This is a genomic window from Pseudoalteromonas sp. SCSIO 43210 (genome assembly GCF_054133285.1).
The window spans coordinates 3,968,203-3,983,376 of sequence record NZ_CP087225.1; the positions used below are offsets into that span (position 1 = coordinate 3,968,203).

The window sequence follows — 15,174 nt, forward strand, 5'->3', positions numbered from 1 at the left end:
AAGCTTTAACTTTACGGGCGATAAACTTTTACAGTTTCGAAGCCCTGTTCGTGCAGCATAAGTGCCTGTAGTTGGCTCATTACGCCTCTGTCACAATATAAATAGTAGTCGGTGTCTTTTGGTAAATCACCAAACTTAGTCGCCAGACGAAAGAACGGTAAATGCACCACTTCAACACCGTCGATTTCTAGCGGTGCAGCTTCTTCTTCTTCTGGTGAACGAATATCAACTACCACAGAGCCTACAGGTAAATCAGCAACCGATTCAGCTTCTTTAAGTTCTTGTTTGGCTTCAACGTCAATATCACGCACATCCATTATACGTGCGTTATTTACTACGGTATCTAGCACATCAAAATCGAACTTTTCTTCTTCGGCTTCTATTACTTCAATCTTGGCTTTAACTGTCGGTTTTTTAGAAATAACACCACAGTATTCAGGCATTGTTTCTGCCATTTCAGCTGTACCAATTTGGCGAGCAAGATTAATAATTTCTTGTTTATCATTTTGAATTAGCGGGCGTAAAATAAGCGTTTCAGTAACACGGTCAATCACGCTTAAATTCGCTAATGTTTGACTAGATACTTGGCCAATACTTTCACCAGTGACAAGTGCCTGAATGTTTAACTTTTCAGCCACTACACTTCCAGCTCGCATCATCATACGTTTAAGCACAACACCCATTTGGCTGTTTTCAACGTTTTCTAAAATTTCAGCAACAACAGGTTCAAAATCAACCGTTACAAATTTAACTTTATGTGTAGAGCTGTATTTTTTCCATAAGTAGTAACTTGCTTGCTTAACACCAATTTCGTGCGCTGCGCCACCTAGATTAAAGAATAAAAAGTGCGTACGTGCGCCTTTACGAATCATTTGATAACTTGCTACGCCAGAGTCAAAACCACCAGACATAAGCGACAACACATCTTCTTGCGTTGGTAGTGGAAAACCAGCCATACCAAAATGCGTTTGCGAAACAATGTAAGCTTTGTCGTCTTTTACTTCTAAACGTATTGTTACTTCTGGACGGCTAAGTTTAACGCTTGCGCCTTCAATATGTTGATTCAATCCACCACCAACATAACGCTCTAAATCAGTTGAGGTAAAGTCATGTTGACCTATACGCTTAGCACGAACACAAAAGGTTTTACCTATAATTGTATGCCCAACTAACGCTATTGTTTTTTGGTAAATATCATCAAGAGTTTCGAATTGTGTTTCGGTTACTTCAATAAATTGAACGATGCCAGGTATGCGTTTAAGGCTATCGATAAAATCTAAACGAACTTGCGCATCTTCAAGCTTTGTAACAACTGAAATATTATCCCAGTTATTTCTAACTTGTACTTTTTCGTCAACACGGCGCAATACAATTTTAATGTTATTTTCTAACACTTTAGTAAAGCGTTTACGGACTGAACGGCTTTTAATGGCTATTTCAGGATGTAGTTTGACGATAAATTTAAGCATAGTTCACTCTTAGACTGCGGGAATTCGCGCTCCCAGGCATTTGGCGCGCGATTATAGCAAAAAATTCAGCGTCTAGGAAACAGCCAATGACTAGCGATTAGGCAACAGTTTGCGCGTGTTGTGCTAATTCGGTGTATTTTTCGCGTAGCAGGTTCATTTTATCGATACTTTTATCAGTACTATACGCTCTAAACAATGTAAGTACTTTTAAAATACCGTGATATATATCTTGCTCAGCAAGGGTACCGCTTGGCCTGCGGGCTTTTATATAAGGCGTCCAAAAGCTAACCGTTAGCTTAAGCGTATGGGCTAAATCAATGACATCTTGCTCATCAATTGCAATCATTTCACTGTCGCGAAGCCCCAGTATAATTTTTCGCACTTGTTCTAATAATTCGAGTTGGAAATCAATGTAAGCTTGCTTCAAATCAGCGTCTCTGGCGAGTATATCGCCGAGGTTGTCGTAAAAAAAATGATAGCGCCACATCAATTCAAACAACGAATCTAAATAAGCTGTTAAGTGGTTAAATGCATCGTCATTTTTGTTGATAGGTTTAAATTGCGTACTTAAATGATCGCGATATAACGCAAATATATGACGAATAATGTCTTCTTTATTTTTAAAATGGTAGTAAAGATTACCGGGGCTCATCCCTAAATGCGACGCTATATGATTGGTTGATATTGCACGCTCACCTTGCTCATTAAATAACGAAATACTGGTGTGTATTATTTTATCCTTGGTATTCATACGCTAATACTCTAATTATCTTATGCACTACATTACACTAAAAATAGACCACGCAGTATAAACAAATATTATCGATTAAAACACACTTACTCCTTAACCATCATTAGGAACTGAATAAATAATCTATTTGGGCAAAGCTGATTTGTGCCCTAAACACTGTTAAACTAACGCTAAAATAATAAATAGTGAATATTATGAACGTTACTGCAATTTACCCAGGCACTTTTGATCCGCTTACCAATGGGCACACAGACTTGATTCATCGTGCTGCAAAAATGTTTGATACCGTATTAGTTGCTGTTGCCCACAACCCAAGTAAAAAACCCTGCTTTACCCTAGAAGAACGTGTTGAACTTGCTAATACCATTTTGAGTCATTTAGGTAATGTTAAAGTTATCGGATTTTCAGGCTTGCTGGCTGACCTTGCGCGCGATCATAATGCTAATGTGCTTATTCGTGGTATTAGGGCTGTATCTGATTTCGATTATGAATTTCAGCTCGCAAATATGAACCGTCGCCTAAACCCCGATTTAGAAAGTGTATTTTTAACGCCCGCAGAGCGAAATTCATTTATTTCATCAACACTCGTTAAAGAAGTAGCACGTCACAATGGTGATGTAAGCGAGTTTGTGGACCCTGTAATTGTCAAAGCGCTAAAAACTAAATTGGGCTGTGGTGCCCAATAGTAATTTACTGCGTTAGCGCATAACTCGTATGCGCTAATTTAGCTTTGATATAGATGATGTCTTTAATTTTTTAATTAACCAAACCAGCTTCAGTAAGTCTTTATTGATAATTAATATTAGTGCCATCGTAATATCAATAACAAGCATAAAGAAACCATACAGCATCCACAGCCACCAAAAGTCCCAATTGCCATAAAGAGTATTATCAATATACATGCCCATAAACAGTGAGGCATTGATACAAAGCCCTACAATAAGATAATAAAATCCGTACGGTATTTTACGTCCTAAAAAAATACGCCACATAAGAATAGCGGCAATTGTTAGTACATCAAATATAAACAACTTTAAATGTGGAGCTGCAGTAGTTATGTCCATAAATAAACTAGATGTGTACGAAGCCATCATAATAAAGCAAAGATGAACTCGGCTTTTATCTTGCTTATTAATAGCAATTGATAGAGTGAACAAAAAAGCAAAAACAAAAAGCCATGTAATAAGTATTCCAAAATATTCATTAATTGAATTTAATTGCCAAAATAGACCCTCCATTCTATTCAACCTTTTTATGAATGCTTTTTGTACTGCCAAATAAATAACGTTTTAATGCAACCAAACCTAAAAAGTCTTTATTAATTAGGAGAGCTAAAAGCATTGTTAAATCAGAAATTATTTGCCCGATTACATACAAGGCCCAAAACCACCAGTAGTCTAAATTTCCTAAAACAATACTGTCGTAGTGCATTCCAAAAAAAACAAATGCGTTAAAGCTAAGTCCAACTAAAAGATAATAAAAGGCTATAGGGAGGCTTTTACTAAAATAGCTCCGCCATATAATCAGAAAAAATATAGTTACGATATCAAATATGAAAAGGGTCAAATGAGGTGTGTTGCTAAAGGGATCCATAAAAATACTTGAGGTGTAAGATACCACCATAATGAATGCAAGCTGTGTGCAGCTTTTGTCATACTTGTTAATGCTAATAGACAAATTATATAAAAAAGCAATAACAAAAGACCATGTAATAAAAATAATTATATAGTCGTATAAACCAGCCAGCCTCCATAGAAAGTCAGGCATGGCGTGACCTGTTAAATTTTTCAGTTAAAAATTTAGTAAACTTAACTAAACCTAAAAAATCTTTGTTAAAAAAGAGAATAGTTACCATTGTGAGATCGACTAAATTGATAACTATTAAATAAAAATTCCAAAGCCACCAATAATCAACATTATCTAGTACATAAATATCATAGTGCATAAAAAGGTGCAGGGTTGAATTTATAGTCAAACCAGTTAGAAGATATATATAGGCAACATCCCTTTTTAGAAATCGCCTTAGAAGTGTAAGAGCTATAATAGTTAAAATATCAAAACATAAAAAATCAAGATAAGTTACCGTATTCATATTTGTAAATATACTAAATGAATATGAAACACTCATAACCAAAGACAAATACACTTTTTCTTTATTAGGCTTATTAATCGAATGAGCAAGGGAATACAAAAAGGCCATAAGGAATCCCCATTGTACAAATGCACCTATGTACAAAGAAACTGTTGGGCTAATTAAAAGTTCATTCAATATTTTTCAACTTTTTAAAGTTCAATGCAGCACCCCTTTTAAAAATGGTATTTTTATTGAATACTAGTGAAAGAATCATTAAAACATCGAACATATTTCCGCCAATAGAATAAACACTCCAATACCACCAAGGCTCATAGTTATATAAAACGTATAGGTCATAATATATTACGAGGGTGAGTACAGCATTTATTGTTAACGAAATTATGATTAAGTGAAAAGCTACAGAACGTTGGAGTACTTTGAAGCACTGTAAAGTTAACAAAGCTAAAATTGTAATGAAATCGTAGAGTGCCCAGCTTAAATATAAATTTTCTAATAAATCTATGTAGCCACTAAAAATATATGAGCAGAGCATAAGCGCAGATAAATAAACAGGAGACTTACTTTCCTTATTTATATTAATAGCTAAACAGCATAAGAAAGCCATTAAAAAGACCCCTTTGGGAGAAAGCTCCTACATAATCCGTTAAGGCTTCAGTAACGTACATATTAAACTAGGTTAATTTGTGGGTATCGTTTGATTTGAAGTAACTGAGGGTTTTGTTCTTTAACTTATGAAGACCTAGGAAGTCTCTATCAACAATTAATGCGACTATCATAATTAAGTCCATTAAATTAACTGCGTATGTATAAACATCCCAAAAAAACCATCGTTCCATATTTCCGAATATATACATATCTAAATACATACAAAAAAAGAAAATCGAATTTATAGACAATCCAACAATTAAATACAAAAAAGAAGGTGTTGTTTTTTCGGTTATTTTATATATGCATATTAACGCTAAAATAGTAGAAATATCATACAAAGCCCAATCCAAGTATATTGAGTTTTTAATAGAAAGCCATGTATAGAAGTAGTCAGATAAGGTATAAGATATCATCATAATAAATGAACTGAGCAGAAGAGTTGTACCTCTTTTTAAATCTAATGAGTATACAAACACATTAAAAAAGAAAGTCATCAGAAATCCCCACATCGTAAAAGCAGACAGTGAGAACAACCCAAAAAGCTCAGTTAGAATCATTTAAAACCTTAAATTATTACTTTGGTCTGACAGGCATTACACTGCCCCCGCCACGTTGTAAGCTATCACTACTTGCTGCAGCAATAGCCTCTTGAGAAATGCTTACTGTATCAGATTGCAGGGTTTTAGGGCTAGCAGTTTGTTCCATTGCAGGCTTTAATTGTTGTGTTTTATTATATGCTTGCATTTGTACTTGGTTATTCGCTGAAATTTGCATGTTATTAATCCTTATAAAATTATAGTTTGCGCAACTTTTATCACGCTATTATATAGGTAAACATGTTACCTGTTTTAATCTAGGTAGCCATTTTTGCCACCCACCTATAATAAAGCAACCTGTATGCCAACTTTATTTGACACTTTAAAAAATGCAACAGATCAAACCAGTTTGTTTTAGATATAAAAAAACGCACAGGGATAACCGTACGTTTTTTGTATCCAGGGAGTTTAAGCCACGTATTTACACGGGATCTCCACACTTTTACTTGGCTTTAAAATAAATTCCATAGCAACTTCATCGCAATTTTCTTTACGAAGACAAAGCTCACAATCTTTCATTACTTTTTCTGGCAAACTGTCTTTAGTGCAAAAGGTAAAGCGCTGCTTTTCGAAAAAGTCAGGCACACGCGTTAGTACAATAACTCTATTCAACGCCAGTTTTTTAGCTTTAATTAACAAATGCTCAACGAGTTGCCGCCCCTGCCCAGTAACAACGCTTTGAGGATCAATACCTAAAGAGCGAATTTCAGCAAGACCTGTATCATATATATACAGCGAGGCACAGCCCGATACCTTACCGTTAATTTCAGTGACCGCAAATTCATTTATAGAATGCACCATGTCACTTTTAGCTCTAGGTAGATTTTCGCCAACTGTAGCCCAATGCTGAATGAGCTTAGCTATAGATTCAACGTCATCTAGATTTGCATCACGAACCGTTATTTGCTGTTTTTTTTTGGCTTCTTTAATTGCACCAGTTACTTGCTCAATCGATGTGCCGCCAAGAGCTTGGCGCGCTTTTATACACGCATCAATTTCTAATACCGGGTATACATCGTCTTCAAAAACATCATTAACTGATTTGTATTGCTCAAGCGAAAGCTCTTCTAGCGTTTTATTTTCGCTAATAGCAAGCTGAACAAGGACGCCTACAATGTGGTGCCCCTCTCTAAAAGGTACGCCTCTTGCGACGAGATAATCAGCAAGCTCTGTTGCATTAGCATGACCGCCTTTAGCAGCAGCAAGTGTACGATCTCCTCTGACCTTAACGCCCTTAATACAAGCTTGTGCCATATGAATACACGCAAGCCATGTTGGCATAGCGTCAAATATACCTTCTTTATCTTCTTGCATGTCTTTGTTGTAAGCAAGAGGGAGTGCTTTTAAGGTCATCATCATCGCACTAAACGCGCCAAATACACGACCCGTTTTACCACGGATAAGTTCTAATGCATCAGGGTTCTTTTTCTGTGGCATAAGCGATGAGCCCGATGTCACGTTATCTGCAAGCTCTATAAAACCAGCTTCACCCGAGTTATAAAATATTAAATCTTCTGACATACGCGATAAGTGAATCATCGAAATCGATGCACAGCTTAATAACTCTACAACAAAATCGCGATCAGAGACGCCATCAAGACTATTTTTAGTCGCACCAGTAAAACCCAAACCTTGCGCAAGTGCTTGACGATCAATTGGGTAAGCAGTACCGGCTAATGCACCACTTCCTAGTGGGCAAAAATTCATGCGCGCTTTCGCGTCTTGCAAGCGACTTTCATCACGCTCTAGCATTTCTACGTAAGCCATACACCAGTGGCTAAATAATACTGGCTGTGCTCGCTGTAAATGAGTATAACCGGGCAATATAGTACCAAGTTCACGCTCAGCTAAAGATACAAACTCGCCTTTAAGTTGCTCAATTGCTTTTAAAATATGCTCAGCGGTATCACGGCACCATAATCTAAAGTCTGTTGCGACTTGATCATTACGGCTTCGGCCTGTATGTAATTTTTTAGCTAAATCACCTACTTTTTCGATTAATGCAGCTTCAACATGCGAGTGAATATCCTCTGCGCCCGATGTAGCTACAGCGAGTGGATCAGCTTTTACTTCTTCAAGTAACTCATACAATGCTGCAACGAGTTCTTTGTGCTCATCACTCGATAACACATTAACTTGCTCAAGTGCGCCAGCCCATGCCACAGAGCCGATAATATCTTGCTCTGCTAACTGATAATCGAAGGGAAGAGAGTCGTTAAATTGCTTAAACGCCTCATCTGGACCCGTAGAAAAACGTCCGCCCCATAATGCCATGAAATATCTCCAAACCCTGTATTGCCCCTTTTACAGGGGCGTAATAATTTACTTTTTAGCGAGTGCTGAAATTCTGCTTGAAAGCGAGAATAAACGAATAAAGCCTTCAGCGTGTGATTGGTCATACACATCATCTTCACCAAATGTGGCAAATGCTTCGCTATATAAACTATTTGGCGACTGCTTTTGAACCGCAGTTACTTGACCTTTATATAATTTAAGTACGACTTCACCTGTTGCCACTTTAGAAAGCGCTTCTGCACCGGCTAAAATAGAATCTTTAAGTGGTGTAAACCAGCGGCCGTCATATACTAAATGCGAAAATTCACCACCCAGCACTTCTTTCCATTTACGGCTTGCTTTATCAAGCACTAGCTCGTCAATTGCTTGAAGTGCTGCCATGATAACTGTACCGCCGGGCGTTTCGTAGCAACCGCGTGACTTCATGCCTACCAAACGGTTTTCTACAATATCAACACGACCAACACCATGAGGTGATGCAATATCGTTTAATTTAACTAAACAGTCATATGGTTTAAGTTCTTCGCCATTTACAGCAACCACTTCGCCTTCAACAACTTTTAAAGTTACGAGTTCTGATTTATCTGGTGCTTGCTCTGGAGAATTAGTCCATGTCCATACTTGCTCAGTTGGTTGACACCATGGGTCTTCAAGCTCGCCACCTTCGTGTGAAATATGCCATGCGTTAGCATCACGGCTGTAAATTTTTGTCGCTGATGCTGAGCACGGAATGTCACGATCCGCCAAGTAATCAAGTAATGACTCACGGCTCGATAAGTCCCACTCACGCCATGGCGCAATTACTTTTAAATCAGGTGCGAGTGCTGCAAAGCATGATTCAAAACGAACTTGGTCATTACCTTTACCAGTACAACCATGAGAAAGTGCATCAGCGCCTACTTTACGCGCTATTTCAACTTGCGCTTTAGCTATAATTGGGCGCGCCATAGAGGTACCTAATAAATAAGTGCCTTCATAAATTGAGCCCGTTTTAAGTGTTGGGTAAATGTAATCACTTACCATTTCATCTTTTAAGTCAACTACATAACATTCAGATGCACCAGAGGCAATTGCTTTAGCTTCTACGCCTTCAAGTTCTTCTGCCCCTTGACCTACATCTGCTACAAACGCAACAACTTCACAACCATAGTTTTCTTTTAACCATGGCACAATAGCCGATGTATCAAGACCACCTGAATAGGCTAAAACGACTTTTTTAATTGAACTCATAGGTGTTCCTTAACAAAATTTGGATTTAATAATGTAACTAGCAGAGCATTTTGCGCGTGCATACGATTCTCTGCTTGTTGAATAATTTTAGATGCTGGACCATCCATTACCTCTGAGGTAATTTCAAATTCACGGTGCGCCGGTTGGCAGTGTAATACCGTCGTAGCACCGGTTTGATCTAGCAATGCCTGATTTAGCTGATATGGCATATACTTGGCTTTAACTTGCTCAATTGGTGTTGTATTACCCATTGATACCCAAGTATCTGCGTAAACAACATTTGCGCCAACAGCAGCTTCAACTCTGTCGCTCACCATAACTGATGCACCGTTCATTGCTGCAATCTGCTCTGCTTTTTTAAGTATTTGTGAATCTGGTGAGCACCCTTTTGGTGTTACAGCTACAAAATCTGTACCTAGTGTAGCTGCTAACAACATCAATGAATGAGTTACGTTATTACCTTCACCTAAGTAAGCAACTTTAAGCTCACTTACATCTCCATGTACTTCTTGAAGCGTTAAAAAATCAGCGAGTGCTTGGCACGGGTGATACAAATCACACAAACTATTAACCACCGGTACCGATGAATATTCACCTAATGTAGTTAGCGTACTGTGTTGATTAACACGCGCTACAATCCCGTCAGCCCATGTTGAAATATTAAGAGCGAAATCTTTAATTGATTCGCGTGCACCCATAGCGCCATTTTGCTGATCTAAATAAACCGCGTGACCACCAAGACGATTAATACCTATATCAAATGATAAACGCGTACGTAAACTTTGTTTTTCAAATAACGTTACAACCGATTTACCAGCTAATACTTGGCTGTATTTCTCTGGTTTTACTTTAATGTCTTGCGCTAACTTTAGTAAATTAAGTGCGCCTTCTTGGTCTAATTCTAAACCGGTTAAAAAATTCTTAAACATAATAAACCTATGGTGTAATTTTAGTTCCGACATGCTTGCCTTCAAGCAAGTCAGTTAAATTTTCTGGCTTTTGCCAGCTGGAAATATACACACCGCGTCGTAAATGTTGGGCAGCGTGAAGGCTGGTCTTAACTTTGACCTCCATCCCGCCCACAATTACTCCTTCATCTATTAAAGTATCAATGTGTTTTGTGTCAAGTTGATGTAAGGGCTGCTTATTTGCGTCAAGCACCGCTTCTACATCAGTCATAAAAATAAGTTCTGCGTTTAAATTACTAGCAATAGCCGCTGCAGCTTCATCAGCATTTACGTTATACCAAAGGCCTTGCTCATCAAAACCGATAGAGCTAACGATCGGTAGCCTGCCAATTTTAAGTAAATCGTTAATAATAGAATCATCGTTACTTGTACATTTACCTACTAAACAAAGTGCTTTTAACTTTTGAGTAGCAGTAACACCCGCTTCATACAAACTTAACCCAACCGGTTTATGCCCTGCACTAATAGCCTGAGTCATTAATTGTTTATTGGCACAACCTGCTAGTGCACCTACGATGTAAGGCATTTGCTCTGCAGGGCTGATACGCAAACCTTGGTGCTTAGCACTGGCAAAACCAGCTTCTTTTAGCCAAGTATCAACAAGTGCACCGCCACCGTGTACAATTACAAACTGAGCATTTTGTTGCTCATTAAGTACATCAAACAATGCTTTAGCCGCGTTTTCTGTATTAAGTACAGCACCACCTAGTTTAATAACCCACGTTTTTTTACTCATTTAAAACGCTCCTTTTAAGCCCGTGGTATGCTCTAAATTCATTGATAGATTAATACACTGTAAAGCTTGACCTGCAGCGCCTTTTAATAAATTATCTATTGCTGCAATAACAATTAATTGCGATCCTTGCTGCTGCCAACCAATATCAACATAAGGTTGCTTAGCTACACCTTTTATTGATGGGATTTTATCGCCTAATAAACGAATAAGTGGCTCATCGGCAAGTACCTGATACGCTTGTGTTACTTGCTCACTTGTTACCTCAGGCTTTAACTGCACATAAATAGTTTCTAAAATACCACGAGGAAAATTGCCTAAGTGCGGCGTAAATAAGACTTGGTGACCAAGATGTTGCTCAATTTCAGGACCGTGGCGATGATTAAACAAACCATAAGGTGCAAGCGACACTTCACAAAAATGCGTTCCTACACTGGCTTTACGCCCTGCGCCGGTAACTCCCGATACCGCATTAATAATAATACTCTGTTCGCTTAATAAACCGGCTTGTTGCAAAGGCTTTAATGCATTTAGTGCGGCCGTTGGGTAGCATCCAGCAACAGCGACTAACCGTGCATTGGCAATAGCTTCGCCATTCCACTCAGCTAAACCATAAGCAGCTTTATTTAATAGCTCAGGATGTTGGTGCTCAAAACCATAATATGTAACGTAATCATCATTGCTTGCAAGGCGATAGCCACCAGATAAATCAAATACCTTTTTACCCATTGCTAAAAAACGCGGTGCTAAATCAACACTCACTTTATGGTCTGTACATAAGCACACATAGTCAGCACTAGTTTGAATGTAATCAAAAGCTGATTCACCAAGAGGGAGTAATGGTAAGTCGAGCAAGCCTAGATGTTCAGGATATAAATCACTTAGCAATTTATTTTTATCTAAGCTGCCTTCTGATACATAACAACCCGCTAAAGTTAAGTTTGGGTGTTTAGCAACTAAACTTGCTAACTCTGCGCCGCTGTAACCGCTTGCGCCAATAATCACTACATTCATTTGTTACTCGTTATCTTAAAATTAGTTGTTACTTGTCTATCTTGTTCGCTTAAACTAGCCTTGGCGCTAATTTAGCCTTTTATTAATGAATTTTGATTATCGTCGCATTGTTTTCATAACGTTACTTTAATATATTTATGCTTAAAAAGTGAATTGATATTCATCATAAATACTTTTATATTGTTATGCAATTAAATTGAATACTTATTTTGGATTTTTTTATGCCTTTGCCATCGTTTATTTCTATGTATCAACAATTGATTGCAGCTCCGTCTATCAGTGCAATTGAAGATAGTCAGTGTATGAGTAATAAAAGCGTAATTGAACTACTTGCGAGGTGGTGCGAAACACTTGGCTTTACATGTGAAATCATTGAATTAGAAGGAGGTAAAGGTCGCTATAACTTATTAGCTAAACGTGGCAAAGGAGATGGTGGATTAATGCTCGCGGGCCACACCGATACTGTCCCGTTTGATGATAGTCGCTGGAATCATAATCCGTTTAAACTTACCGAACTCGACAATAAATTATATGGGCTCGGTAGCATTGATATGAAAGGTTTTTTTGCGTTTGTATTACAAGCGATTAGTGAACTTGATGAAAAGCAGCAAACCCAGCCTATCTTAATACTCGCCACTGCCGACGAAGAAACCACAATGGCAGGTGCACAGCAAATATGTAAGCACCCAAATTTAAAACCTGCGCGATGTATAATTGGTGAACCTACTGATATGACACCGGTATTTACACATAAAGGACATATGAGTACAGCGATTAGAGTAATTGGACGCTCAGGTCATAGCTCTGATCCCGAACGTGGTCTCAACGCCATAGAAATCATGCATAAAGTGACTTCAAAATTATTGTTCTTAAAAGAGCAGTTAAAGCATAAGTATTCATTAAGCCACTTTGAAATACCTTACCCAACATTAAATTTTGGTAATATTCATGGCGGCGACAACGCTAACCGAATTTGTGCTTGCTGCGAAATGCATATAGATATGCGCCCATTACCAGGTTTGAGTGTAAAAGAGTTACAAGCATTAATACTTGATGCAACGAAAGAGATAAATCAACAATACCCCAATGCGGTCAGCGTAATTGATTTACACGAGCCAATACCAGCCTTTACTGGCAACACCGACAGTGCTTTAGTGATATTAGCTGAAAAAATAGCAGGGCAAAAAGCAATAGCTGTTAATTACTGTACTGAAGCACCTTTTATTCAGCAATTAGGGTGTGAAACAATCGTTATGGGGCCGGGCTCAATAGATCAAGCCCATCAGCCTGATGAGTTTTTAGCAATGGAAAAAATAAAACCGTCACAAAAAATTATCAGTAACATTATTAAAGCCAGCTGTTTTAATATCAATTAACTTAATTAAGTGCCCTATTTTGAGATAAAAAAATCTTATCGATGACAACAGAAAATAATTATTTAGAGCAACTAGATACAAAATTTTTTGCCTAGTTCTAGCGTAATTTCCTTAACGTTAAATAGACCCTATATTTAAGCGGATTGGTATTACTCCTGTGTTCATACAGTTGTAAATAAGAAATTAGCGTTAGGTTTAATCCCTCAAGTTTATTAAGTAACCAAGTAAAAAAAAGACGCAATTAAGCGTCTTCTTGTTTTAAATTACACCCTATTAGCTACATATACTTACTGAGGTACTTTTTAAATACAGGATCTGTTTTAGCTAGTTCTTTTTGCTCGGCTAAAATATCTTTTAAAATAGCGCCTGATGTAAGTGGGTTTGCAAGGACCACTCTAAATACAACAGTAGGTTGATTATCGTATTTAGATGGCGTTAGGCGTGTACGTGATACAAACGAGCGACCAGACTCCCGCTGACGCTTTTGCATACTCGCAGTAAAACGATTAAGTGATGCAAAAATGTCTAAACGTGTTGTTGCATCAGCATCTTTTATTGCCTGCTTAATCTGTTTAGGTACATAACGATACGTTAGTAAACACAGCTCAGGCTCTGAAATAAGTTCGAAATCTTCATCTGCTTTAATTAAACCAGCAAAATAATGTGCTTTTTTTATACTACGATCGATTAACATCTCGTAGCCTTTACGACCAATAACACGTAAGCAAGCATGTACTAACATCGCCATACCTGGGCGACTACCTTCAAGCGTGTGACTACCTAAGTCTTTTGAACCTTTACGTAATATATACTCAGCATGGTGCTCTATTGCATCAGTTGCAGCAGGATCTTTAAATAAAACTAAACCAGCGCCCATGGGTACATACATTTGTTTGTGTGCATCAATGGTAATTGAATCTGCTCGCTCAATTCCTTTTAATAAAGGACGATGCGTGTTTGATAAAAGCGTCGCTCCTCCCCATGCAGCATCTACATGAAAATGGCAGTTAATATCTTGTGCCAAATCGGCCATTTCGTCCAGTGGGTCAATATTACCGGTTTCGGTTGTCCCCGCGACCCCAATAATGGCCATTACTTTAATGCCTTGCGCTTCAAGCTCACGTGCTTTTTCGCGCATCGCTATTACATCGACTTTATTATTTTCGCAGGTTTTAATACCAATTAAGTTATCGCGACCAATGCCGAGTAAATCAACCGATTTACCTAATGAATAATGTCCACGTTCTGATATTAATACCGCTAAACCTTTATAGCCATAATGCAGCATACCGGCAATTAAGCCTTGTGCGCCTATACCTCTAAAATCGCCATCCGGTTTTAATAAACGGTTTCGCGCAATCCAAAGCGCAGTAATATTAGCAACCGTACCACCAGAGCAAAATGCACCTAATGAGGTTTTAGCACTGTGCATCCATTTAGAATAAAATGAATCTTCTTGCCCATAAGCTAGATGATGCATCATCCCAAGTACTTGACGTTCAAGAGGCGTAAACGCTTTAGATGTTTCTATTTTTACTAGATTTTGATTTAGCCCTACCATCAGTTTTGACAGCGGTAATAAAAAATGCGGCAAAGCAGAGGTCATGTGACCAATAAAGCTAGGCGCAGCTGTATGCACAGAATGCGCAACAAGTTGCTCCATAATGTCTTGGGCATAAGCAGATACAAACGTTGGATCTTCTGGGATCACTGCCGATTGAAAGTCTTTTTCTATTTCATGTAATGGTTTTTCAATTGCCGCAATATTTTCGTTTAAGAAACCTGCTAAATTACTCGAAATTTCAAGCTCGATTTTGCTTAAAGTTGAGTCTGGCGCTTCAGGTACAGTAAATATACGCTTAAGGCTTTCTTTAGAGGCGACGGCACAACGCTTTTGATCCATCTCAATACCTAGTGTGTGTAGCTAAAACACGTGTTTGTCTATGAAACACGCCAAATTAAGGCGTTATTTTAAGTAACAGTGTTTTTAATTAATTGC

Annotated in this window: 15 protein-coding genes; 2 read left to right on the forward strand and 13 right to left on the reverse strand. The window is 38.0% G+C overall.

Annotation, left to right across the window (positions count from 1 at the left end; genetic code table 11):
- Positions 1-11 precede the first annotated feature (11 nt).
- Positions 12-1,469, reverse strand: a complete 1,458-nt coding sequence (thiI, locus tag LOS73_RS17355) for a tRNA uracil 4-sulfurtransferase ThiI (protein ID WP_033028977.1) — start codon at positions 1,467-1,469, stop codon at positions 12-14.
- Positions 1,470-1,566: 97 nt separating this feature from the next.
- Complete coding sequence (locus LOS73_RS17360; protein WP_007377837.1) at positions 1,567-2,220, reverse strand: TetR/AcrR family transcriptional regulator; 654 nt, start codon at positions 2,218-2,220, stop codon at positions 1,567-1,569.
- A 194-nt stretch (positions 2,221-2,414) separates the two neighbouring features.
- Between LOS73_RS17360 and coaD the strand changes: the two genes are divergently transcribed.
- The gene (gene coaD / locus LOS73_RS17365; RefSeq protein WP_007377838.1) at positions 2,415-2,906 is read left to right on the forward strand and encodes a pantetheine-phosphate adenylyltransferase; all 492 of its coding nucleotides are present in this window, start codon (positions 2,415-2,417) and stop codon (positions 2,904-2,906) included.
- A 33-nt stretch (positions 2,907-2,939) separates the two neighbouring features.
- Here coaD and LOS73_RS17370 read toward each other — a convergent pair whose 3' ends face one another.
- The 10 genes from LOS73_RS17370 to argC all read right to left on the reverse strand — a co-directional run bounded on the left by LOS73_RS17370 (position 2,940) and on the right by argC (position 11,799).
- Positions 2,940-3,458, reverse strand: coding sequence for a hypothetical protein (locus LOS73_RS17370; RefSeq protein WP_007377839.1), 519 nt, complete (start codon positions 3,456-3,458; stop codon positions 2,940-2,942).
- A gap of 1 nt (position 3,459) precedes the next feature.
- A complete protein-coding gene (locus tag LOS73_RS17375) occupies positions 3,460-3,987 on the reverse strand; it encodes a hypothetical protein (protein WP_008134861.1) in 528 nt (175 codons plus the stop codon).
- Positions 3,980-4,489: a hypothetical protein gene (locus LOS73_RS17380; protein ID WP_050484154.1), complete on the reverse strand. Its 510-nt coding sequence runs from the start codon at positions 4,487-4,489 to the stop codon at positions 3,980-3,982. The genes LOS73_RS17375 and LOS73_RS17380 overlap by 8 nt, the downstream gene beginning before the upstream one ends.
- A 497-nt stretch (positions 4,490-4,986) precedes the next feature.
- Positions 4,987-5,520: a hypothetical protein gene (locus tag LOS73_RS17385; protein ID WP_033015339.1), complete on the reverse strand. Its 534-nt coding sequence runs from the start codon at positions 5,518-5,520 to the stop codon at positions 4,987-4,989.
- Between the two features lie 16 nt (positions 5,521-5,536).
- Positions 5,537-5,737: a hypothetical protein gene (locus tag LOS73_RS17390; RefSeq protein WP_007377842.1), complete on the reverse strand. Its 201-nt coding sequence runs from the start codon at positions 5,735-5,737 to the stop codon at positions 5,537-5,539.
- Positions 5,738-5,967: 230 nt separating this feature from the next.
- Positions 5,968-7,833 (reverse strand): argininosuccinate lyase, encoded by a 1,866-nt coding sequence (gene argH / locus LOS73_RS17395; RefSeq protein WP_007377843.1) that lies wholly within the window; start codon positions 7,831-7,833, stop codon positions 5,968-5,970.
- A 48-nt stretch (positions 7,834-7,881) separates the two neighbouring features.
- Positions 7,882-9,084, reverse strand: a complete 1,203-nt coding sequence (locus tag LOS73_RS17400; protein WP_033030930.1) for an argininosuccinate synthase — start codon at positions 9,082-9,084, stop codon at positions 7,882-7,884.
- Entirely contained in the window at positions 9,081-10,013 is a 933-nt protein-coding gene (locus LOS73_RS17405; RefSeq protein ID WP_007377845.1) for an ornithine carbamoyltransferase, read from the reverse strand. The genes LOS73_RS17400 and LOS73_RS17405 overlap by 4 nt, the downstream gene beginning before the upstream one ends.
- A 7-nt stretch (positions 10,014-10,020) precedes the next feature.
- Entirely contained in the window at positions 10,021-10,788 is a 768-nt protein-coding gene (argB, locus tag LOS73_RS17410; RefSeq protein WP_007377846.1) for an acetylglutamate kinase, read from the reverse strand.
- A complete protein-coding gene (argC, locus tag LOS73_RS17415; protein ID WP_007377847.1) occupies positions 10,789-11,799 on the reverse strand; it encodes an N-acetyl-gamma-glutamyl-phosphate reductase in 1,011 nt (336 codons plus the stop codon).
- 221 nt (positions 11,800-12,020) lie between these two features.
- Between argC and argE the strand changes: the two genes are divergently transcribed.
- Positions 12,021-13,175: an acetylornithine deacetylase gene (argE, locus tag LOS73_RS17420; protein ID WP_007377848.1), complete on the forward strand. Its 1,155-nt coding sequence runs from the start codon at positions 12,021-12,023 to the stop codon at positions 13,173-13,175.
- A gap of 277 nt (positions 13,176-13,452) precedes the next feature.
- Here the strand turns inward: argE and panP are convergent, their stop codons facing one another.
- The gene (gene panP, locus LOS73_RS17425) at positions 13,453-15,078 is read right to left on the reverse strand and encodes a pyridoxal-dependent aspartate 1-decarboxylase PanP (protein ID WP_007377849.1); all 1,626 of its coding nucleotides are present in this window, start codon (positions 15,076-15,078) and stop codon (positions 13,453-13,455) included.
- Positions 15,079-15,174 lie beyond the last annotated feature (96 nt).